Below are 23,695 nucleotides of genomic sequence, written 5' to 3' on the forward strand. Positions count from 1 at the left end.
CAACCAGGAGGTTGGCTTAGAAGCAGCCATCCTTTAAAGAAAGCGTAACAGCTCACTGGTCTAATTAAGAGGTCCTGCGGCGAAGATGTAACGGGGCTAAAGTGATGCACCGAAGCTTAGGGTTCGATCTTCGGATCGAGCGGTAGCGGAGCGTTCCGTAAGCCTGTGAAGCGGGAGGGTAACCGACCGTGGAGGTATCGGAAGTGCGAATGCTGACATGAGTAGCGATAAGGAGGGTGAGATGCCCTCCCGCCGAAAGCCCAAGGGTTCCTGCGCAAGGCTAATCCGCGCAGGGTGAGTCGGCCCCTAAGACGAGCCCGAAGGGGGTAGTCGATGGGAAACAGGTTAATATTCCTGTACCTGGTGGTGTGTGACGGATCGCGTAAGTCGTTCTTTCTTATCGGATTGATAAGGGCGGCGAAGCGGTTCCAGGAAATAGCCCCACCGTATAGACCGTACCCGAAACCAACACAGGTGGGCAGGTAGAGTATACCAAGGCGCTTGAGAGAAGGGTGTTGAAGGAACTCGGCAAATTGCCTCCGTACCTTCGGAAGAAGGAGGCCCCATGTTAAGGCAACTTTTCATGGGGGGCACAGGCCAGGGGGTAGCGACTGTTTAACAAAAACACAGGGCTCTGCTAAGTCGGCTTCAAGACGACGTATAGGGTCTGACGCCTGCCCGGTGCCTGAAGGTTAAGAGGAGGAGTGCAAGCTCTGAATTGAAGCCCAGGTAAACGGCGGCCGTAACTATAACGGTCCTAAGGTAGCGAAATTCCTTGTCGGGTAAGTTCCGACCTGCACGAATGGCGTAACGACTTCCCCACTGTCTCCAACACCTGCTCAGCGAAATTGAATTCTCCGTGAAGATGCGGAGTACCCGCGGTTAGACGGAAAGACCCCGTGCACCTTTACTGCAGCTTCAGAGTGGCTGTGGGAAACAATTGTGTAGAATAGGTGGGAGGCTTTGAAGCCCAGGCGCCAGCTTGGGTGGAGCCACAATGTGAAATACCACCCTGTTGTTTTCTACAGTCTAACCTCGCACCGTTATCCGGTGCAGGGACCCTCTGTGGCGGGTAGTTTGACTGGGGCGGTCGCCTCCTAAAGAGTAACGGAGGCGCGCGATGGTAGGCTCAGGACGGTTGGAAACCGTCTGTTAGAGTGCAATGGCATAAGCCTGCCTGACTGCGAGACTGACAAGTCGAGCAGAGACGAAAGTCGGTCATAGTGATCCGGTGGTCCCTCGTGGAAGGGCCATCGCTCAACGGATAAAAGGTACGCCGGGGATAACAGGCTGATAACCCCCAAGAGCTCATATCGACGGGGTTGTTTGGCACCTCGATGTCGGCTCATCACATCCTGGGGCTGGAGCAGGTCCCAAGGGTTTGGCTGTTCGCCAATTAAAGTGGTACGTGAGCTGGGTTCAGAACGTCGCGAGACAGTTTGGTCCCTATCTGCCGTGGGCGTCGAAATTTGAGAGGAGTTGACCCTAGTACGAGAGGACCGGGTTGAACGTACCTCTGGTGGACCAGTCGTCGTGCCAACGGCGCAGCTGGGTAGCTATGTACGGACGGGATAACCGCTGAAAGCATCTAAGCGGGAAGCCTCCCTCAAGATAAGATTTCATCGAGCCGTGGAAGACCACCACGTTGATAGGCCGGATGTGGAAGTGCGGTAACGCATGGAGCTAACCGGTCCTAATTGCTCTGTTCGCGCTTGAGAGTCCCACCATCATCGTCAATCCTGACGTTGACTGGTTTGATCTCAGCTAGATGACGCCAAATTAAGGTCTGCACGATTTCTAGAATTTGACGAAGAGCGCTGGCTCCATAGCTTGGTGACCATAGCGTCTGTGACCCACCCGATCCCATCCCGAACTCGGACGTGAAACCAGACAGCGCCGATGGTACTACTGCTTAAGCAGTGGAAGAGTAGGTCGTCGCCAGGCTTTGAAGCCAGCGCTCGTCGTCAAAACCCATTCGCATTGTTTCAAAAGCCGCTGCCGGCATCGTCCGAGCGGCGGCTTTTTTGTCTCCGGGCCTTGCGGCTCTGGGACGAGCCACTACGTCAGCACGCGTGAAGCGTGCCGCAGTGGCTCAGCTGTAAGTGTCGCGGGGTGGAGCAGCCCGGTAGCTCGTCAGGCTCATAACCTGAAGGTCGCAGGTTCAAATCCTGCCCCCGCAACCAGCATCAAGACCCGCCCTCGAGGCGGGTTTTTTTGTGCCTGCGCCCGACGCGCAACCGATGCGCCCGCGAAGCGCTATATCCTCCATGACCAGCCCAATTGCACGTGAACGATGGTGGACCGTCCACCGTGGCCCGGGGTCCGTCTTGGCAACGGCCATCCACGATGGCCATGACCTTCGTCCCGAAGTAGCCGAGGCCATGAAGCTATCTGACGATGAGCGACGGCGCGAGGAAGATCCCTTCACGGGCCAGGCTATCGTCGATGTCCCCACGCATATCATTGCCCACCGATCGCGATTCGAGTTTGACCTCAATCGCGGACCAACTGACGCCTTTTATGAAACGCCCGAACAATGTTGGGGACTCGATGTCTGGCGGCATCCGCCAGCGCCGGCGCTACGCGAAGGCTCGCTCGCGATCCACGCCGCTTATTATCGCATGCTTGGCCAGGTCTTGGACGACATGGCCGCCGTTCATGGTCGGTTCGTCCTGATCGACGTCCACAGTTATAATCACCGCCGGAATGGAGCCGATGGATTGCCGACACCCCAGGATAAGGCGCCGGACATCAATATCGGCACCTTCTCTATGCCTCGCGAACAATGGGCGTTCCTGGTCGACCCGCTCGTGGAGGCGATGCGCAGTTTCGACTTCAATGGCCGTCAGCTCGACGTTCGCGAGAACGTCGCCTTCCAGGGGAAGGGCGAACAAACCCGCTTTGTTCATGATCGCTATCCCGGCCGCGGCTGCGCCATCGCGCTGGAATTCAAGAAATTCTTCATGGACGAATGGTCAGGCCTGCCGGATCCGGTAGAGATCGAGGAGATGAGGCGTTTCATCGGCTTCACCGCGAAAACCGCGCGCGAGCTGCTCGATGCCTAACCAGCCACGGCTCAAATCGGTGGCACCACCGTTTGAGGCGAAGTTCAGCGCGAGTGGCGCACTCCGCCAAGGCATCGGCGAGAGCGGGCGCGCCCACGTAGATCGATGGCTGCCCTTCCTCATCCTTCACAGAAGCGACGATCCACTCAGCAGTTTGGCGCGGCGCATCGCAATCGACAGTCCGGCCTATGTTGTCTGGTCGGAATCTGATGACCCGGAGGCCTTGTCGGCAATCGATGCCGTTGCCTCGGCGATGGTGAATCGCCACGGGCGCCTCCTGGTCGTCACGCTCGATGACCAACCCTTGCAAGCGGCGCGCGAGGGCTCGCAGGAACTGCCCCCCTTCGTCGCGCGGCTAGCCGCGGGCGATCAGGGCCATGTCGGGCGGGCGGCGTCCATACTGGACAGGGCCCTGCACGGCGTCGAGATCGACCTCCGACATTGCAAGGTCGAGCGCGTCCCGTTCCATCCGGTCTTGCCAGAGCCGTTCGACCGGCTGCTGAATGGGATTGAAGGTGTCGACCGCCTCGCACTGCGGGTGCCGCAGATCCACCGACGCTTCGACGGCGTCGACTATCCCGGGGTGCGACACGACCTGGCGGCCGCGTTCGGAGACGCGCTACTACGGACCGCCTGCGCCTTCCTTGATGATGGCAAGACCGAGGTTCCCAAGCATTACCGGTCGCTCGGTCGAAGCGGCTATATCGCCGCCGCGCTGAAGGCCGACAAGCGGCTCGACCATGTCGCGCGCAGCTTCGACTTCCTCCTGTCGATTTCCCCGATTGACACGGCAAAGGCCTTCGATCGATTCGTCGCGACCGGCGAAGGCGACCTTCCCCACTTCCACTACCGCCCGCTAACCGTCGATCCCGACGCTGCCAAGCGAGAGTTGTATTCGATTGACCTCGATACGCTCGAGGATCCCATGCTCGAACAATTGATGGGCGAGAAGCGGCGAGAGATCGACGCCCAACTGACCATGCTGGCAACGCGCAACACGCCAGCGTTTATGCCGGCCTCGATGTTCCTTTACGGCACGGTCGAGGCCGAACTGCTGGCCGATGCCGAAACGATACTGGCCGCCTCGTCGAAGGACCCTCCGCGGGGCAACGTAGTGAGGGCGATGGAGATCGCGTCCGCTGCCGACGCATTGGCTGCCAATTACCGACTCGCAAACCCCGACTTCAAGGCAGACATTCAAGTCCGCGACGATATCGCGGGCCTGCTGGTATCGGGCGACAAGCTCTACATTGGATCCGACACCCTTATGCCCGCGCACCGGCTCGACGCCTTGCTGGCGCATGAAGTGAGTGTCCACCTGCTCACATATTTCAACGGCGCGGCGCAGGGGCTGTCGATCTTCCGGACAGGCCTTGCGGGATATGAAGGCATCCAGGAAGGACTGGGCGTGTTTGCCGAGTGGGCGACGGGCGGACTCACTCGAACGCGGCTTCGGCTGCTCGCGGCGCGCGTAATCGCTGTCCAAGCAATGCTGACCGGCGCGACCTTCCTCGATGTCTACCGCCTCCTTCGCAAGGAACACGGCTTTTCGCGACGCGGCGCATTCGGAATTTCGGCCCGGGTATTCCGTTCCGGCGGGTTGGCCAAGGATGCGATCTACCTGCGCGGTTTCCGGGACGTCATGACCCTCGTCAGGGCTGGCGCATCGCTCGAGCCGTTCTGGCTCGGCAAGATCGCAGTGCGCCACGCAGGCGCTATCGAGGAACTGCTTCAGCGCGGGCTCGTTCAGGCGCCACGTTTCATTCCTTCCTTCCTGTCGGACAAGGGCGCCGCGGCACGTATCGCGGGCGTCGGGAAGGCGAACAATTTCCAAGAAATGCTGGCAGGAGCTTGACCGACGTGCTGATCGCCTTTTTCATCAATGACCTGGAGCGCGAGCATCCGGGCTACACCACCACCATACTCGCGCATCAGGCGGCCGTCCGAGGCCACCGCGTCTGTTACCTGACCCCGTCCGACTTCGTCCTCCGGCCCGACGACAGCCTTTGCGCACACGCCCGGTTCATGCCGAAGAAAAAGTATAAGGAAGCGAAGGACTTTTTTGAGTCACTCAAGTCTGCACGGGTCGAGTCGGTCGACCTTGCCGAGGTCGACGTGCTGATGCTTCGCAACGACCCGTCAATCGATGCCGAAACGCCTTGGGCGATGGAGGCTGGAATTCTGTTCGGGAGAGAAGCCGCCAAGCGCGGCGTGATCGTGCTCAACGATCCAGACAGCCTCGGCCGGGCGATCAACAAGCTCTACTTCCAGAGCTTCCCGTCCGAGGCGCGCGCAGAGACGCTGATCACGCGTAACGAATCCGACATCAAGGCGTTTGCCAAGGCGCACAAGAATAACATCATCCTGAAGCCGCTCCAGGGATCGGGCGGCTCCGGTGTGTTCAAGCTCGATGATTCGGCCAAGTCCAACCTCAACCAGATGATTGAGGCGATCGGCCGGGACGGCTACATCATTGCCCAGGCCTATGTTCCGGCGGCGAAGAAGGGCGACATCCGATTCTTCCTGATGAATGGCGAGCCGCTGGAGATCGATGGTAAATATGCCGCGCTGCGTCGCGTCGCGGCGAGCGACGACATCCGCTCCAACATTCACGCCGGCGGCAAAGCCGAGGCGGTCGAGATCGGCAAGACCGAACTGGCGGTCGCCGAGCTTATACGGCCCAAGCTGGTTGCCGACGGCATGTTCCTGGTCGGCATCGACATCGTCGGCGACAAGATTCTCGAAGTGAACGTCTTCTCACCCGGCAATCTTGGCAGCTGCTCGCGACTTGCCGGTGTCGACTTCTCCGTACGGATCGTCGAAGCGATGGAGCGAAAGGTCGGCATCGCCAGCCAATATGCTCACAGCTTCGACAACCGGCACCTCGCCATCCTTTGATGCGTTGGTCCGCCGATGCGGATCGCGACCTATAATGTAAACGGCGTCAACGGTCGGCTCGACGTCCTTCTCCGCTGGTTGGAGGGCGCGAAGCCAGACGTCGTTTGCCTTCAGGAATTGAAGGCACCGGACGAGAAGTTTCCGGTGCGGGCGATCGAGGAGGCAGGCTATGGCTCCATATGGCATGGCGAGCAGCGCTGGAACGGCGTCGCCATTCTGGCGCGGGGCAGAGACCCTCACGAAACACGACGCGGCCTACCCGGCGACTTGGACGATGGCCACAGCCGGTACATAGAGGCTGCGGTGAACGGGATCATTGTCGGTTGCCTGTACCTGCCTAACGGGAATCCCCGTCCGGGGCCGAAATTCGAATATAAGATGCGCTGGACCGAGCGGTTCGAAGCGTTGGCGGCGGAACTGGTGACGCTCGACGCGCCTGTCGTCATGGCAGGTGACTACAACATCATTCCCACTGATGATGACGTTTACAAGCCGGAACGATGGCTGGACGACGCCCTGTTCGCGCCCGAGGCCAAGGCCGCCTACGCCCGGCTCCTCGCTCAGGGATGGATGGACGCGTTGCGCCACGTCTATCCCGATGAAAGGGTCTACACTTTCTGGAAGTATTTTCGCGGCGCGTTCGAACGCGACGCGGGCCTGCGCATCGACCATATCCTGCTCAACGATCCGGCGGCGCGCCGACTCAAAACGGCGGGGGTCGATCGCACAGTTCGCGGATGGGAGAAAACCAGCGACCACGCGCCGGTATGGGTCATGCTGGAATGACTACGATCGCTCCGATGGAGGCCTTGCTGGCCGCCAAATTGCCCGACGGTGATGGCTGGCAATATGAACCCAAATGGGACGGGTTCCACTGCATCGCGCGCCGCAGCCGCGACACGGTTGTGCTTTGCTCCAAGTCCGGAAAGCCGCTTGGCCGATATTTTCCCGAAGTCGTGGAGATGTTCGAACGACTCCACGCTACTACCTTCACGATAGACGGCGAATTGCTGATCGACCGGGACGGCGAACTGTCGTTCGACGCGCTGCAGATGCGCCTTCATCCGGCGGAAAGCCGGGTGCGGAAACTGGCTGCGGAAACACCAGCAATGTTTATGGCCTTCGATCTGCTCGACCTTGGCCGGACCCGGCTTCGATTCAAGCAGTTGTCGGAACGCCGCCGAGCGCTCGAGCAGATGCTGGTCGCGGAGACCGAGCCCGCCTTGCATCTTTCGCCCGCCACGACTGACGAACGGGCGGCACTCGACTGGCTCGACCGTACCGGCGGCGCCCTCGATGGCGTGATCGCCAAGCGGCTAGACGAACCCTACCGGCCCGGCGAGCGGGCAATGGTCAAGGTGAAGCAGCGGCGGACTGCCGACTGCGTCGTGGGGGGCTTTCGCTATGGTAAGGGCAGCAAGCTAGTCGGATCGCTGCTGCTCGGCCTCTATTGCGACGACGGCTTGCTGCATCATGTTGGCTTCACCTCGTCCATCGCGGCTTCAGAGAGGGACGAGTGGACCTCTGAACTGGAGAAGATTGCGGACGGGCCCGGCTTCACAGGCAACGCCCCCGGAGGTCCAAGCCGTTGGTCGACGGAGCGCAGTTCAAAATGGCAGCCGCTACAGCCTAAATTGGTCGTCGAGGTCCTATACGACCAGGTTACCGGCCGGCGATTTCGCCATGGCACGAAGCTGCTTCGGCGCCGCCCGGATAAGACGCCGCGTCAGTGCACCATGGAACAGCTGCGGCATCCGCTGACGCCTGCGGAACTTGCCCAGCTGCTGCCGCGCTAATGCTGTTCGATGCCCCCTTGCTGCCGGGTTTGTACTTCCGGGAAGAGTTGTTGAGCGAATCCCAGGAAGCCGGGCTGATCGAGGCGATCGGCCGGACGGAGCTCACGCCGTTCCGCTTCCAGGGCTGGACCGGCAAGCGGCTGACCCACACCTTTGGTTGGAGCTACGACTTCGATAATCGCAGTTTCGAGCAGACGGAGCCACTGCCGGATTGGCTGCTCGGCGCACGCGCCAAGGTCGCGACATTGGCAGGGGTAGCCGAAGCGGAGTTCGTCCACGCGCTCGTAAGTCGCTACGACCCCGGGGCGCCAATCGGCTGGCACCGGGACCGACCGCATTTCGATATTGTTGCCGGCATTTCCTTGGAATCCGATGCGACGCTCCGGTTTCGGCTTCGCGAAGCCTCTGGCTTCCGGCGTGCGAGCCTCTTCCTCCCGCCACGCTCGGCCTATGTTCTCAGCGGCGAAGCACGCAGCGAGTGGGAGCATAGCATTGCGCCGGCCGAAAGTTTGCGCTTCTCCATCACCTTTCGGACCCTGTCCAGCAAGGGCCTCAATGCGGCTCGCGCGAACTAAATTTCAGCGTGCCGCGATCGCTGTCGTCGGCACCAGCGGCTTAGCCCCGTCGCCCAGCACGATGAAGGCAGCCCAGTAAAAGGGATGCGACGTCCTTGGATCGTCCATCAACTTCTCCTGCGCCTCCTCCAGTGCATCGGACAGGGCTTGGCCCGGCCGGGCATTGATCAGGCCGCCGACCAGCCGCTTGGTCGCATCATAATCGTCCGGCACCGGCCAGTGGCTGGCAACTACTGACCGCGCGCCCGCCCCGACGAAAGCGCGAACCAAACCGTCCAGCGCATAATTGCCACCGGTTGCAATGCCCGCCTCACGGCTGACGGCGGCGGTTGCCGATCCCGCCGTATCGCAGGCGGAGAGGATGACGACGTCCGCATCAAGCTTCAGGTCGAAAATTTCGCGAAAGCTCAGCAGGCCGTCGGATCCCGTGTCGCCAAAGCTTGTGACCAGTGCTGGCCGCGCGGGACAATCCGGACGCGGCGAAGTGACCAGGCCGTGGGTCGCGAAGTGCAGTAGCCGGTACTGGTCGAGATTGTCGCTGCCCGATAGCAGCGCGGCGTCGTTGAACTCGGCGCCCGTCACGACGCGGCTTTGCTGCGGGCCGAAGCGGGCCTCGGCCAGCCGCAGCTCGGCCGACGAGATCGGGTCTTGCCACATGGCGATCGGCCAGTCGCATTCGTCGGCGATCGCAGCCGTCGGCCGGGTCAGGGCCACGGCATTCTCGCCCAAGCCCAAGTAAGCCTGCCGCGCCCGGCTCGGCTGGATGGCGCGCATGTCGAGGAAGCTTCGCGGGCTGACTGAAATCGACACCTCGCGCCCCCGGCCCAACCAGTCCACTCCGGTGAAATCGAATGCGTCGGCATCTGTGCGCCTTGTGCGCGCGACATAGGCGTCGACCCCGGCTTGCGTCGCCGGAAGCAGATAGGGCGGCAACTGCAGCATTGGGCCGTCGGGTTCGAAGATCAGGTGTTTCAGGCCGCGTACATCGGCATCGGCAGGGGCGAACAGCGTCTGATACATCGCCCGCGCGCGGACGAGATCGAAGGGTTCGGTCACCGCTTCGCCATTTTCGATCCGGACAATGCTATTGCGCAGCGCCGTAACGTTGCCGGCCATCTGGGTGGCACTGGCGGGCAAGCGCCATGTCCGCGCGCTGGCGCTTGTCGCGAGCAGGGCGTAGGCCGCGTCGCCGACGATCACCATCTTGTAATAGCCTTCGCCCGGCCGAAGCGATTGCTGCAGCGTTTCCAGCGAGACGGTATCGGGCGTCAAAACCTTGTAACGCGGGTAATTGGCAAGCTGTCCCTGTAGCCGTACCTGGTCGGCGCGGAGGGCCTCGACGCTGGCTCTGCTCGCGGTCAGCATCTGATCTTCGGCTGCGGTCCGCGCCTCTTTGGCTTCCAGCCGCCGGACATCGCCTTCCTCGCGCAGGATCTCGCGCGTCCGCGCGACGGCCAGCCGGAACAGGGCGCTGCCTTCATCGCTTCCCGCCGAATATTGGCGCGCAAGGATCGCCTGCGTCTGTGCGACGCCAGGTCGTTGCAGCGTCTGGCTGGCGGCGAACATCGCCGCGGCCGCGCCCGCGCTCCCGTCTCGGGCGAGCAGGTCGAAATAAGGGCCAAGCAGGCCTCGCAGCGCCGTAGAACTGTCGCCCGCCGCATTACTGTCGGCGACGATAGAGTCGAACAGCGCGCGCCCGCCTGCCGTGTCGCCTCCGCGCAGGAGGAACCCGGCTTTGCGCGCCTTCGCCGCTAGCAACGCCGGGCTTTGCGGGAAATTGTCGTTGAGCGATGCAATCGCCGCGTCGAACGCACCGATGGCTCCGCCGCGGTCGCCGCGCGCCTCGGCGATCATCGCGCGCTGGATACCTATCTCTGATAATAGCCAGCGGGCCGATTGGACCCGACCATTGCGGACCGCGAGTATCCCGGCCTGCGCTTCGCTGAGCTTGGCGCTGGCTTCGTCGAGCCGATCAAGTTCGCGTAGCGCCAAGCCTTCTAATTCAACCGCCTGCGCATCGAGGATCGCCGCCCGCTCAGCGGGGCTAAGGCTGTTGGCGACCGCGGCCACCTCCTGCCCACTAGCGCTTTCACGATTGATCGCGACCGACAGCGGCGGGGTGATCAGGCCGTTGCGGATCTCGTCGGCCTCAACCGCTTCCGCCACCGGCGGCACCGTCGTCCCGAGCAGGGCGATCGCGTCCTGCTGCCGGTGCTGGTTCAGCAGGTTGATCGCCCCGTAATTGCGGATCAGTCTTTGCAGCACTCCGTCATTGGACGGGCTGCTCGCCGCCGCCCGGGCGAGCAAGCGGCTTGCCGCTCCGAAATTGCCGAGGTTGGATTGCTGAAGTCCTTGGTTGGCCAGCGCTTCGGCAATCGCGGCCGGCTCACTTTCGCGGCTGGCAAGGTTTTCGAAGAATTCAGCAGACTCGGCGAAGCGTCCGCCATTGTTGCGGGCATAGGCTTCCATCCGCGCGCCAGCCGCATCCAGCGTTCCCGCCTGCACACGCGCAAAGCTTGCCGGGTCGCTGACCTCGGTTGTCGCGACCTGGATCGCGCCCCGCTGCGCCTTGTCGGTTACCAGCGACGCGAGCGCGAGGCGCAGGGCAGGGTCATATCCTGCAAGTCCCTCGACCCAATAATGGGTCTTGCCTCGCTCCGTGCTGTAGCGGCGATAATCGATCCGCGCCGCTTCGTCTTGGCAGGTCATCGATCGCACCGTGCCCACGCTTTCGACTGTCGCGCTTTCTTCGGCGCGGCAGGTCAGCGCCCCCGTCTTCATCGCACTCGGTTCATTGCCAAGGTCGACCGCACGGCGAACGGCGATCATGCTGCCGATCGGTCCCGCCGCGTCGCGGCAGGTCAGTTGGTAACCGCGATCGAAGATGCCGGCCAGCCGCGGGTCCGTGGATTTCACCTGCGCGGTGCACAGCACGCCGGCGTCGCCCAGCCGGAATCCGCTGCGAACTGACAATGGGCTCGACTGCGCTTCGGCCAGCGACGGGACAAGCGCGGCGCCCCCCAGCAGCGCCATTAGCACGCGCATCATGGTTGCTTCTCCTGTCCGCCGGTAGGCGTCGTCTCTTCCATCAGCGCCGGATTGCCGCTGCCCGACACGGGGTCATCGACATCGCCTTCTTCCTTCAAACCCGGCTGCGATCGCATCGGCGTGTTGAAGGCCGGATTGCCTGTGCCTTCCGCGTCGCTCAGTTCGGTGGTGTCGAAAAGCGGGTCCGGCGGCACGATCGGGCTGTCGTCCTGTGTCTCCTCGTCATTGTCGTCGATGACGTCTTCGTTCCCGAATGGCGGCGGCGGCTCTTCATTGTCGCCGATCAACACTACCTCGTCCTGGATGCCGGGCGTAGGGATCACTGGCGGCGGCAGCGGTCCCTGGCTTCCACAGGCACCCACCAGCGCACAGCTGTTGATCGTGCTGTTTGCTTTATAGACCGACAGATCGGTGTCGACGACGAGCGCGTCGCGCACGTCGACGCCGGTCAGTGTCCCGCCCTCGGTGACCAGTTGGCCATTGACGATCAACTCGACCGACCCGGCGGCGGCTTCCGGCGCGAACAGTTCCACATAGCCTGCGGTGAAACCGGCCGGAAGCGCGTCGGTCCCCGTATTCTGGACCAGTACCGCTTCGGTAGGCGACACATAGATGGTGGCGGCGTTCAATACCCCGTCCGGCCGGGCAGCCGAGATCGGCGCATTGAGGTCGGCTTCGCGCCCGGTATATTGCGGATCGTTCGCCAGCTTCGTCAGCACATCGCCGCTGGCGATATGGATGCGATCCGCGGCGATGTCGACGATGCCGGACAGCGATCCCGGCGAACTTTCGACCTTTACCGATCCGGTGTCGGCGTTGAGTTCGAAATTCTCGGTCGCGAACTCTACGAAATTCTCGCTGCCGAATCCGGTCGCCACGACATCGCCCAGCACAGTCAGCATTCCATCGAGTCCCGTGCCCGCCTCGTTCAACGTGGCGAAGGTGACGCCGCCGTCCGTGCTCTCAATCGTGCTTCCGGCTGACGGACCGGTGATCGTCAGGTCGCCGATCTTTATCACCCCGTTTGCCCCGGGCGCAGCCCCCGTCGCGATCAGCAGGTTTCCGCCGCTAATTCGCCCGAATTCGGTATTCGAAAGCGCATAGCCACTGCCGGTGAGTCCGTCGCCAATGAGCGCGCCATTGGCGTTGGTCGACTGAAGGTGAATGCTGCCGTTTGCGCCCGCATCGATCCCCGCATTCGCGGCGATGTCGATGTTGGTCGACCAGAGCTGGACATCCGTCGCTTCCCACAGGCCATTGATCGTCGCGAGACCACCTGAGCGGGCATTGATTGTATTGGCGAGTATCGGTCCAAGCGTCAGGTTGCCGCCGACAAACGCGTCCAGCCGGGGCGTGACCGTTGGCCCACTGACGGTGAATGAACCGCTGCTCTGGATCGGATTGGCTGCATAGACCAGCGACGGGTCGAAATTGTCACCGAAGCCTCCGCCGATTGCCAACATGTCGAAGCCAGCTAGATATGTGCGGCCCTGCGCGCTCGTGTAGATTGCTCCAACAGTGGCAGGCCCATCAGCCAATACCATCACGTCGCCCAGCGATTCGACCGTGCCGGCGTTCAGCGCACCGTCGGAGGCCAGTCCGACAAAGCCGCGGGCGGAGATATTCCCCGTGCTGACTGACGTCAGACTGCCGACTGCGACGATTTGACCGTCGACCGGCTCGCTGCTCGGGTTGACGATGCCTGCCGACAGGTTGCCCAGCGTCACGGCTCCAGCAGCCCGTACGATCACACTGTCGCCAGCGGTCAGGTTTCCGCCAATGAGCGTGCCGCCCGCAATAATGTCGATCGATTCGCCTGTCGTTGCACTGGCCAAGGCCAAATTGCCGCCGGCATCGGCAAAGAGGTAGCCGCCCGAATTGACATTGCCCGTAAGACTAATGCTGCCGACCGCTTCAAATTCGGCATCGAACGGTGTGTTGATTGCGCCGGTGACGATGTCCGCCCCCGACTGCAGGAAGATCGATCCGCCCGTGGAACTGACATCGCCGGTCAGGATCGATCCACCGTTGACGATGTCGATGGCTGCGTTGGACGACAGGTCGCCGGTTGATACTCCAGTCACGCTGTCAAGTGCGATGCCGTTCGGCGCGACTATATTGCCTGTCGCGATATTGGCCGTGGCGGAGGTCAGCTGGACGCCATCACCGGCGTTGATCGCACCAGTCGCGACGCTTCCATTCGCTACCAGCAGTACACTGCCAAGCGCCGACGCGATGGCGCCGGTCTGGATGGACCCCTCGCTGGTGGCCTCGATATCCTCGTCCGAACTGAGCGTGCCGGTGACGATGTTGCCGCCGGCGTCGAGGTAGATGCCAAGCGGCGCGTCAATCGCCTGCGCGATCAGCGTTGACCCGGCTGCCGCCTGGAACGAGCCGGTCGCGACAGGGCCCGAAATCAGGATTGATCCTCCGGTTCGAACCGGTGTCGCGGCGAGGATTGGGGCCGGGTCGAAATTGTCGAACGTGCCGCCAAGCGCTGCCATCGAAGCATCGGCGATATAGGTGGGGCTGTTGGCAGTCGTTTGAATTGCGCCCGTGGTCAGGTTGCCGCCGACCAGTGCCATCACGCCCTCGCCGCTGGTCAAATCTCCGACAGAAACGTCGGTCAGCGAGTATAGCCCGATCCGCCCGGCGGCATCGATCGTACCGGTGTTCAGGGCGCCATCCGACGCGATGCGGGCGTTGTAATTCGCTGTCGACGAAGCGCTCGGATTAACCAAGCCCGCCGAAATATTGCCGACGTCGACGCCAGTCTGGCCTTGAACCAGTACCGAGTCGCCCGCAGTGAGCGTTCCTGCCGAAACCTGACCCGCCGCCAAGAAATAGATTGTTTCGTCAGAGATCACGTTTCCGGTCGTGATGCCGGTGCTCGACCGCAGATCGATCAGGTCGCCCGCGTCCAAATTTTGCAGGGAGACAAGGTTCGAAGCGCGGATATCGATCCCGCCGCCCGCCAGAATGTCACCTGCGGCAAAGCTGTTCAGCGCCCGGCCAAAGACGAATCCGGTGGCGCTGATGTTTCCAGCACTTACCGACGCATTGGAGCCAATGCTGACGTTGGCCGTGCTCGTGATGCTGCCGGTCCCGATGTTTCCGGCGGAGTTTAGCGTCACCCCGCCGCCCGACAGATTGCCGGTCGCAATTGAGGTTCCGCTGAAATTGATTGCGCCGGCCGCCGTTGCATCGACCATATCGACAAGGCCGGGTGCCCCGATTTCCAGACCGCTCCCTGAAATCAGGTTCGCGTTAGTGACGAAGTCGCCGTCGGTCGTGATATCGAAGGCATTGGCTGAATAGGTGCCTATGCTCGCTTGCGGCCCATTGGTTGTATCGGCAACGAACGTAGCGGCGGAAAGGGTGATCGTGTCTGCCGTCATCGAGCCGTTGCTGGCGTCAAGTGACAGCTCGCCATCGGTGATGAAGCTGAAGTTGTCGATGTTGGCGCTACCGTCGCGCACTGACACATTGCTCTGCAGGCCGCCCGTCACAAATTGGCTGCCGGTCAAGGTGATCGACAAGGAGCCGATCGTCGCGTCGCCGTTGAGCACCCTGAAATAGCTGCCGTCGCTAACGGTGCTACCCCCGTTGACCGCGCCGGCGCCACCATTAGCGGTCGCAGAGCCGGTGATTGTTCCCGCCTGCAGCGTGCCGCGTTCGGTCGGATGGTCAAAGCGATCCTTGGATTCGACTGCGATGTTGCCGCTCGTTGCGTTGCCGCCATTGCCCACGATGGAACCGGTGCCGCCGTCGCCGCCGGTCGCATTCGACGTAAGGATGACTGTATCGGCCGTCACCAGCACGCCGCGTGCCAGGAAGTTGGCATTTCCCGCTACGGCTGCCCCGCCGTTTCCGCCGGACCCGTTCCCACCACCACCCGCGCCTCCATTGCCGCCATCGCCGCCGGTCGCACTAGTGTCGAGGGTGAGGGCGGTATGATAAGCGCCGCCGCCACTGCCCGGTGCGCCAGATGCGCTCACAGTGCCGGTCTGGATGAAGCCGCCCTGTCCTGCACCGCCTGTGCCGCCATTGCCGCCGGTTCCAGAATCGCCATTGCCGCCGACGCCGCCGGCGCCGCCCGTTCCGACTGCGGTGACAACCGCGAAGCCGCTATCTAAGGTTCCCCCGGCTGCGCTGCCTGCGAAGATGATAAAGCCGCCCGTACCGTTGCCGCCCGAACCGCCATTGCCTCCAAAGTTGGCGCCGACGCCTGCGCCGCCTGCGCCGCCTTCGCCGTCGGCGGTAATGGTGGCGCTGCCCAGATCGATCAGACCTCCGACCGCTGCGGCGCCGAGACCGAAGGCCACATCGACATTGCCTCCAACGGCATTGCCGCCTGCACCGCCATTGCCTGCGTCGCCGCCATATCCATTGACGTCTATCGCGAGGCTGCCGATCGTGATGTTTCCAAAATAGGCGACAACATCCACTTCGCCTCCTTGGGCGGTGCCGCCGTTACCATTGTTGGCATTCCCGCCAACAGCCTCGGCACTTAGCGCGGCAATGCCGTCAACCTGAATCGTGCCGTTGTTGTTGGCGTAGACAGCGGCGGCAATGGGTCCGGTTTCGTCAACTGGGTTTGACACGAGCGCAACCGCGTTTCCGCCGATCGCGCCGTCGCCGCCGGTCGCACCGCCGTCCATAAAAACATTGCCTAGGACATGAATGGCGCCGCCTGTCGCACCAAGCGATGCGCTGCCAGCATTGGCATTACCGCCTGTGCCATTTTGCGTGTCTCCGCCGACAGCGCTTGCTGTGATCAACACGGTTCCCGATATGTCGAGCGTGCCGCTGGGAAGGTAAATTTCAGCACGCCCGCCAGAACCCAGTCCCCCTATCCCGGCGCTGTCGAAATTGGTCGAGCCGCCTTGCCCACCGGCGTCGAGATCGACGTCCCCTTGAAGGTCAATGGTCGCATTAGAACCGTAGATCGCGGCGAGGCCCCCTGACCCTTCGCCGCCGGCGTTGGCGAACCCATCGCCTCCGTCGCCATATGCCAGGGCCGTATAGTCGTCCGCGACGGTGACCGTGCCGTCATTAACGGACAACCGGGCATTCCCGCCTTTCCCAAGCCCGGCACCATTGTCGCCAGCGCCGCCATAGCCGACGGCGCTCAGGTCCACCGTGCTGCCCAGCGTGATCGAATTGCCGGTGCCGCCCGATGTAGCAACGTCTACATCGCCGCCCCGTCCGGTATTGCCGGTGATCGTGCAGATAGAACATTCGTCGCTCCCGCCGCCCCAGCCGTCCGCTGTCAGCGATGTTGCGCCTGCGACGCTGACACGTGCGCCGTCGTTCGCGAATATCTGTGCAAAGCCGCCTTGTCCGACGCCGCCAAGGAGGCTGTCGAAGGCATCGCCAGCCCAGGCGCTAGCCTCCACATCCAGCGAACCGCCGATCGAGATCCGGCTGAAGGTTCCGGTGCCGTTGCTGCCGGCCGCCTGAACGACGGCCGTTCCCCCCGTTGCGTTCGTCCCGTCGCCGTAGCTGTAGGCGTTGGCAGATAGGGTAACGTTTCCGCCGACCGATAGCAGAGACCCCTGATAAGCGCCCAGCCGGAGGAACTTGCCGATCACGGCGCTGCTGTTGCTGGATTGATCGACATCGGCGTAGAGGTCGCCCGCGATGCTCAAAGCATTGCCGTTAGCAGCTTCTATCTGGCTGTCGCTGCCCGCGTACAGCGTCAAGTCGCCGCCGAAGCTGGTCGCGCCGCCAGTGCTGCGGATGCCCGCGCCTCCGCTGATCGTCGCGACGGTGTCGGTCGAGAAGCTGGCATTGTCGATCGTCAGGCCGACCGTCGACGTGCCGCTGGGCGTCCAAGCTTGCCCGTTCAAGACATCGGAACCACCCGACAGGACAACGACATTGTCCTCTACGGTCGCAGTCGTAGCCGTTTCGAAACCTACCGATCCGCCGTTGCGGACCAGCATTTCCACAGCGTCATTCTTCGCGACAGCGACCAGGTATGCGTGGTGGTTCGTGCCTTCGACGGCGCTGTTCCGTCCAATGCTGCCACCGTCGATGTCGATTCCCTGCGCGGCGTCCGTGCCGGTCGTTACCTCGATGTTGAACAGACCGTCGGGTGAGAAGGTGATGGTTGCCGCTTCGGCCGCGACCAACGCAGCGTCGTGGTCGGTCCGGATGGCACCGCGATGGACGATCGATGGAGCGACCATCGCCACATAGCTTCCGGCGCCGAACGCATTGATGCTCGATCCGCTCACCGTCGTGATCGATGCATTCGGGTTGGGGGCTTGGCCAAAGGTGACGGTCCCTCCGATGTTGAAGAAACCGTTGCCGTCGACCGCAATCGGTGACGCCGTGAGGATCAGCGAGCCGACGTTGATGACGGCGTTCGATCCAATGACGAAACCTGACGGGCTATAAAAATAGACGTCGCCGCCGACCTGGCCACCAACCAGGCTGTTAATGGTCCCGTCCATGAAGATCTGCCGGCTGCTGTCGGCAACATTGATCCGGTTGAGGACGGCAAAGTCCGTCGCGCCGCTGAAGGTCGCGGTGGTGCCGCTGTACTGGAAGCCGATGGCCCCAAAATTACCCACGGCATTATCGTCGGGCGTCCAGTCGATCACCGCCTGCGACGAGTTGACGGTGACGTCGGTTGTTCCTGTTCCCTCGCTGACAGAAGCGCTTCCCGAGGCCACGGTCGGCGTGCCCAGCAGGCTTTGCGCGGCGGCCGGGGAAGGACCGGCAGCAATCGCAACAGCAAGGGCCAGCGTCGAAACGCGGCTTGGCAGCATCGGGTTACGCATCATCTCGTCCTCCTAGGGAAGGATGCGGCTGGTCAGCGTGACCAGCAGCCGGACACCTCCCTTGCGATTCTCAAAGCCCGCTTTCTCCAGCGGCACGGCAATGCTCGTATCCAAGCGGAAACGGTCGCCCATCTCGGCGCGGACCCCCCCGCCCGCGGACTTCAGATGATGGGCGCCTTCGCCATCGTTGCGGTCCCAGATCCAGGCGGCGTCCCCGAAAATATAGGGCTGGACGCTCAGCCGCGCCCGCGAAGACATGGGCAGGCGCGGCCCACGAAGTTCAGTTGTAATTCCAAGCCCGCTATCGCCGCTCAGCGTCGCGGGATCATAGCCGCGTCCGACGGTGTAATTGCCGGCGGTAAATTCCTCGAACGACAATAGTGGGGAAAAGCTATATTGGCCGCGCGGCGCGAACACGACGGCGAAGTCACGACCCAGCGCAAGCTCGGCCTGCCCTGACAGGCGGATGACCGTCGCGTCGGCCTCACCGTCGAACCGGCTCTGCGGAACTTCGCCGGGAATGCAGGCGCCGTCGCACCCCTCGGTCGCGCCGAAAATATCCAGCCCCTTGCGCACTTCGACTAGCGCGCTGGCTTTCCACGCCGGGCGGCGGGACGTCAGGTCAACCGCATCCCACTCTCCGCGCAACCACAGAACGCGCAACTTGTCGCGTGTCAGGGGGCCGAAGAAATCGACTTTCTGGTCTACATAGTCGAAGCCGATGCCCGCCCACAGGTTTGATGCTTGCCGGCGAACGATGGGATAGCGCGCGCCCAAGGTCCAGAACAGCGTCTTGGCCTTGAGTTCGGGTGTCGCATCCCCCGCATCTATGTCAGGCTTGGTCCAGGCGTAGGTAAACTGCCCGTCGACCACGAGGCCCTCGCTTCCAGGACGGAAGCTGTGCGCGGCCTGAAGGATCTTCTGCTCCTTGAAATCCGCCGTCGAATAGAATGCCAGGCTGGTGACATCGCCCATTCCGGTCAGTCCGTATGCCTGGGCACGAAGCTGCGCGCCCCAGCGGCCCGTCTCCTGCGCGGCAAGGTTTTGAATCGTCGCGTCGAGCGAGTAGCGCCGCCGCAGCACCGCGACTTCGCCGACCAATTCGCCTGGTCCGGTCCCGGCGGGCTTCAAGGTCAATTGCACGTTGTAACCTGGAATATCGCGGGCCAGCAGCAGGTAACGCTCGGCTTTATTGCGGTCGAAATATTCATCCTCGGTGAGTTGGTTGAGGTAGGCAGCCAGCTTGGCTTCAGCCCCGTCGGTCTGGCCCCGCGCTCGAACCGTCGTGATCCGGGCGTACAATGTCTCCATGCGGACGACGCCATCCTCGATCCGCTGCGTTGGCACCTGGACCGCTGCAAGATAGCCCCTGTTGCGCAAGATGGTGGCGGCGGCATCCCTGATTTCGCACAGTACGGACACGGGCTGATCAGTTCCGGCGTACGGCGCCCAAGCCGCGCGCATGTCGTCCGGGCTGGCGCCCTTCAGGCCATTGAACTCGACCTGGCGGATCGTCACGCGAACATCGGCATAGCGCGGATCAGCCAACGGGCAGGGCGACCGCTCGACACCGCCGACAATGTTCAGCGTCGGTCGTTGTTGCGGCGGCGGCTGCGTGACGCCGGTAAGCTCTTCACGCGTGGGCGCGATCGATTGGGCTATGGCGGGACCGGGTGCCAGCAACGCGGCAGACGCTGCTGCCATGCACGGCAAACGCAACCGGTTACGATGCGAAATCCCCATTCGGCGCCCCTTTTCGCACGCGGTGGGGACCCTGCCCGGACTCGGCTGCGCCCCCAACGCAGCCAGTTGGGTTAAACTAAAGTTAATCTGAGTCAATCTTGCAGGAAATGATTCCTGGTTATGATTTGACCCATTCAGGGATTGCGCTGAGCCTCGCCGGCTGAAAATTCAGGAAACCCTACCGCGCTTCGAAGCCCGCCAGGCATTCCGCGATCCAGCGGGCAGCTGTGAGTGCGCTGAGGTCTGTTTGATCCAGTGGCGGATCCCACTCGGTCAGGTCGATCAGCTGCACTTTGCGCTCGGCCGCCAAATGGCGCACGGCGGCGAAGAAGTCATGCGAGCTCATGCCGCCCGGTCGTGCGCCGGGTGCGCCCGGGAATTGCGACCGGTCGATCACGTCGATGTCGCAATCGACCATGATCGCCTCGCAATGTCCGACATGGCCGAGCGCCGCGCCGATCACCGCGCCAATTCCGCGCTCGCGCACCTCGCCGATCGTCACCACCAGATGCCCCCCGTCGACGGCATCGCGATGCATGTCCGCCGAATTGGCGAAGGGAGCCAGGCCGAGCTGTGCAATGTTGCGGCCGGGAAGCCCGTCCTCCCGCAGCGCCCGGACGGGATTTCCATTGCCCAATCCGTTGCCGGTTTCGCGCATGTCGAAATGCGCGTCGAGCGTGATCAACCCTACCTTGTTGAGCGGCATTTCCAAGGCATGAAGTCCGGGCCGGGTCACCGCATTGTTGCCGCCCACGAGCAGCGTTAGCGCGTGGCGCTTCACGCTTGCCGCGCAAGCCTCGCGGATGGCGGGCGTCGCCTCTTCGATGGTGAGGCCGGACGCCGGAACGTCGCCATGATCGGCAATCAAGCTGGACAACTCGCGTCCTGTTTCCACGTCGTACCGCCCGATCCGGCGAAGCGTCGCGCGCAGCAAGCCGGGTGCCCGGTCGCAATGGCCGGGGGTGACCGATCCGGCGGCCAGCGGCGCGCCGACCAGCCCGACGGGGGCCTCGGCATCCTTGGAAACAATCAGGTCGGACAGGTTGGGCCAGCTCATGCTTGACGACTAGCACCACTCGCGGCCAATGCCAGCCTCATGTGGGACCGCCTCCTGACCGATTGCCATGTCGCGACGATGGTCGCATCGCCCGGCAATCCGCTGGGTCTTTTCCCCAATGCCGCGATCGGCATTTCTGACGGACGGATTGTCCGCGTCGGCAAGCGCACCGAACTGGCAGGATTTCGCGCGAAGGAAGTCACGCCTTGCGGCGGTGCCTGGGTCACCCCGGGGCTGGTTGACTGCCACACGCACCTCGTTTTCGGCGGTACCCGCGCCAATGAGCATGCCATGCGCCGCGCGGGAGCCACCTATGAGGAGATCGCACGCGCCGGCGGCGGGATAGCCTCTACCGTCCGGGCAACCCGGGAGGCGGGCGCCGACGAGCTTCGTGACCAGTCGCGGCGGCGCCTCCATGCGCTGATGCGGGGCGGCGTAACGACGGTTGAGATCAAATCCGGATACGGGCTCGATACTGCGGCCGAAATTCGTCTGCTCAACGCGGCGAAGGCGATCGGCCGCGACGAACCTGTGCGCATCGTCCCAACACTGCTCGCCGCCCATGCGTTCCCGCCTAAAGCGAAGGAAGGTCCGGCGCGTGAAGCGTATGTGAAGATGATCGTCGAGGAAATGATCCCATCGGTCGCCCGGGCGGGGCTCGCCACTAGCGTCGACGCTTTTTGCGAAAATATCGCCTTTACCCCGGCAGAGGTCGAGCGCGTCTTTACCTCGGCTCGCGCCAATGGCCTGCCCGTCCGGCTCCATGCCGAGCAGCTAAGCAACCAACATGGGGCGGCAATGGCTGCGAGCTACAAGGCGCTGTCGGCCGACCATTTGGAGCATCTCGACCCGCTCGGAGCTCGCGCCATGGCCGCGACCGGCACCGTTGCGGTCCTCCTGCCCGGCGCCTTCTACGCGCTGCAGGAAACCAAAAAGCCGCCGGTCCAGCTGCTGCGCGATGCAGGTGTTCCCATCGCGATCGCGACCGACTGCAACCCAGGGACCTCGCCTGTGCTCAACCCGCAACTGATCATGAACATGGCTTGCACGCTGTTCGGCCTGACGCCGGAAGAGGCTATTGCCGGCATGACCGTCAATGCCGCCCGCGCGCTCGGACTTGCACATGACATTGGGACGGTCGAAGCCGGTAAGGCTGCCGACCTGTGCCTCTGGGGCGTCGGCGAACTGACGGAGTTGGGCTACTGGATCGGCTTGCCTGGCCCGGACCGGCGGATTTTCGCCGGACTGGATAGCTAGCCTATTCGCCCTGTCGGGCCAGACGGCGGATCATAGCGACGGTCTGGAACAGGAAGACAATCACCAGCAGCACGCCGACGCCGCCGACGAACAGGTCGAAGGCGCCAAGTCCTTCGAATTGTGGCTCGTCATGACCGATCGCAAACATGGAAACGGTGAGGGCGATCAGGATCAGCCGAAGCTCGGTCGGGCCGGCCGCAACGTAGGTCAGCTTTAACTCGCCCACGACACGGGCCGACAGGAAGCTGTGGGCGGCGAGCATGTAATAGCCGGCCAGCGCGATTAGCGCGACGTCCAGACGAATATAGGGACTGATGCCCAATCCGGTCAGGATCAGCAGGGCACCCAGAACGTCGGCGCTATGATCGACGAAATAGCCGTAGCGGGGCCGCTCAATTGACCGGTATCGCGCAAGGCTGCCGTCCAGCGAATCCCCGAACCAATGCACCACATATCCGGCCACCGACAGCCACAGCCAATGGCGATCTACGATGCTGCAGACATAGCCGGCCAGGATGGCGACCGCCCCGAGCAAGGCCAGCACGGTCAGCTTGTCCGGCGTGACCCACGTTGGTAGGCGCGGGCAGATCCAGTTAAGCAGGCGCCGCTCCTGCACCGCCACCAAATTCTGCTGAATTCGGGCCAGGGGCTTGGTCGGGGTCAATCGGGCACTCCTCGATGAGGTTTCGCGTTGGCCATGGCGTAAACAAACTGTCATTTCAAATGCGCGCCCTCCCGAATGGTTCAGCTTTGCGATCCGTTTGGCACTTGGGGCTGGACGCCACAGGCGCTACAGGGCGCCCGATATTTCACCGCATCCGGAACCGACATGACCACCGACCGACGCGACAACAGCCGCCACATTCGCGCCCGCCGGGGCAATGAGATCAAGGCAAAGCATTGGACGACCGAGGCGGCCGTCCGGATGCTGATGAACAACCTCGACGACGAGGTAGCCGAGGATCCACAGAGCCTGGTCGTTTATGGCGGCATCGGCCGGGCCGCTCGCAACTGGGCGGCCTACGACAAGATTGTCGAGACGCTCGAGCGGCTGGACGAGGACCAGACGCTGCTGGTCCAGTCAGGCAAGCCGGTCGGCGTTTTTCGCACGCACAAGGATGCGCCCCGCGTCCTGATCGCCAATTCCAACCTGGTGCCCAAGTGGGCGACTTGGGACAAGTTCAACGAACTCGATCGCAAGGGGCTCATGATGTACGGCCAGATGACGGCCGGATCATGGATTTACATCGGCAGCCAGGGCATCGTTCAGGGTACCTACGAAACCTTCGCGGAAATGGGCCGCCAGCATTTTGGCGGCGACCTCACTGGCAAGTGGATCCTAACCGCCGGCCTCGGCGGCATGGGCGGTGCGCAGCCGCTTGCGGCGGTCATGGCCGGCGCCCACTGCATCGCGATCGAGGTCCAGGAAAGCTCGATCGAAAAGCGGCTTGCGACCCGCTACCTC

At 62.8% G+C, this 23,695-nt stretch carries 12 protein-coding genes, 1 tRNA gene, 2 rRNA genes and 1 pseudogene (1 of these 16 running past the window's edge); 11 read left to right on the top strand and 5 right to left on the bottom strand.

Annotation, left to right across the window (positions count from 1 at the left end):
* From D3M59_RS06770 to D3M59_RS06810, 9 genes are all read left to right on the top strand, one after another.
* Positions 1–1,717: ribosomal RNA gene (locus D3M59_RS06770) — 23S ribosomal RNA — on the top strand (it extends 1,078 nt beyond the left edge of the window).
* 112 nt (positions 1,718–1,829) lie between these two features.
* Positions 1,830–1,944: ribosomal RNA gene (gene rrf / locus D3M59_RS06775) — 5S ribosomal RNA — on the top strand.
* Between the two features lie 162 nt (positions 1,945–2,106).
* Positions 2,107–2,183: transfer RNA gene (locus tag D3M59_RS06780), tRNA-Met, on the top strand.
* 84 nt (positions 2,184–2,267) lie between these two features.
* On the top strand, positions 2,268–3,065 hold the full coding sequence (locus D3M59_RS06785) for an N-formylglutamate amidohydrolase (protein WP_119532726.1): 798 nt from the start codon (positions 2,268–2,270) through the stop codon (positions 3,063–3,065).
* Positions 3,066–3,084: 19 nt separating this feature from the next.
* On the top strand, positions 3,085–4,920 hold the full coding sequence (locus D3M59_RS06790; protein WP_158581967.1) for a flavohemoglobin expression-modulating QEGLA motif protein: 1,836 nt from the start codon (positions 3,085–3,087) through the stop codon (positions 4,918–4,920).
* Positions 4,921–4,925: 5 nt separating this feature from the next.
* Entirely contained in the window at positions 4,926–5,963 is a 1,038-nt protein-coding gene (locus D3M59_RS06795; protein ID WP_119532927.1) for a glutathione synthetase, read from the top strand.
* Positions 5,964–5,978: 15 nt separating this feature from the next.
* A complete protein-coding gene (xth, locus tag D3M59_RS06800; RefSeq protein WP_119532730.1) occupies positions 5,979–6,749 on the top strand; it encodes an exodeoxyribonuclease III in 771 nt (256 codons plus the stop codon).
* A complete protein-coding gene (locus D3M59_RS06805) occupies positions 6,746–7,759 on the top strand; it encodes an ATP-dependent DNA ligase (RefSeq protein WP_233543160.1) in 1,014 nt (337 codons plus the stop codon). The genes xth and D3M59_RS06805 overlap by 4 nt, the downstream gene beginning before the upstream one ends.
* A gap of 50 nt (positions 7,760–7,809) precedes the next feature.
* Positions 7,810–8,334: an alpha-ketoglutarate-dependent dioxygenase AlkB gene (locus D3M59_RS06810; protein WP_233543161.1), complete on the top strand. Its 525-nt coding sequence runs from the start codon at positions 7,810–7,812 to the stop codon at positions 8,332–8,334.
* A gap of 3 nt (positions 8,335–8,337) precedes the next feature.
* Here the strand turns inward: D3M59_RS06810 and D3M59_RS06815 are convergent, their stop codons facing one another.
* From D3M59_RS06815 to D3M59_RS06830, 4 genes are all read right to left on the bottom strand, one after another.
* Positions 8,338–11,382 carry a CHAT domain-containing protein gene (locus D3M59_RS06815; RefSeq protein WP_119532736.1) on the bottom strand — a complete coding sequence of 1,015 codons (3,045 nt, stop codon included), beginning with the start codon at positions 11,380–11,382 and terminating at the stop codon, positions 8,338–8,340.
* Positions 11,379–18,176, bottom strand: coding sequence for a hypothetical protein (locus D3M59_RS12065; RefSeq protein WP_158581968.1), 6,798 nt, complete (start codon positions 18,174–18,176; stop codon positions 11,379–11,381). The genes D3M59_RS06815 and D3M59_RS12065 overlap by 4 nt, the downstream gene beginning before the upstream one ends.
* A 9-nt stretch (positions 18,177–18,185) precedes the next feature.
* A complete protein-coding gene (locus D3M59_RS06825; RefSeq protein ID WP_233543162.1) occupies positions 18,186–19,877 on the bottom strand; it encodes a ShlB/FhaC/HecB family hemolysin secretion/activation protein in 1,692 nt (563 codons plus the stop codon).
* Between the two features lie 217 nt (positions 19,878–20,094).
* Positions 20,095–20,973, bottom strand: a complete 879-nt coding sequence (locus D3M59_RS06830; RefSeq protein WP_119532740.1) for an arginase family protein — start codon at positions 20,971–20,973, stop codon at positions 20,095–20,097.
* A gap of 39 nt (positions 20,974–21,012) precedes the next feature.
* Between D3M59_RS06830 and hutI the strand changes: the two genes are divergently transcribed.
* The gene (hutI, locus tag D3M59_RS06835) at positions 21,013–22,230 is read left to right on the top strand and encodes an imidazolonepropionase (protein ID WP_119532742.1); all 1,218 of its coding nucleotides are present in this window, start codon (positions 21,013–21,015) and stop codon (positions 22,228–22,230) included.
* Between the two features lies 1 nt (position 22,231).
* Here hutI and D3M59_RS06840 read toward each other — a convergent pair whose 3' ends face one another.
* Positions 22,232–22,894: a CDP-alcohol phosphatidyltransferase family protein gene (locus D3M59_RS06840; protein WP_233543163.1), complete on the bottom strand. Its 663-nt coding sequence runs from the start codon at positions 22,892–22,894 to the stop codon at positions 22,232–22,234.
* 165 nt (positions 22,895–23,059) lie between these two features.
* On the opposite strand from D3M59_RS06840, the pseudogene D3M59_RS06845 reads away from it, so the two are divergent.
* A pseudogene (locus tag D3M59_RS06845) lies at positions 23,060–23,695 on the top strand (urocanate hydratase); the annotation flags it as partial.

The sequence above is a fragment of the Sphingomonas edaphi genome, from assembly GCF_003583725.1.
In the GTDB taxonomy this organism is placed as follows: Bacteria; Pseudomonadota; Alphaproteobacteria; order Sphingomonadales; family Sphingomonadaceae; genus Sphingomicrobium; species Sphingomicrobium edaphi.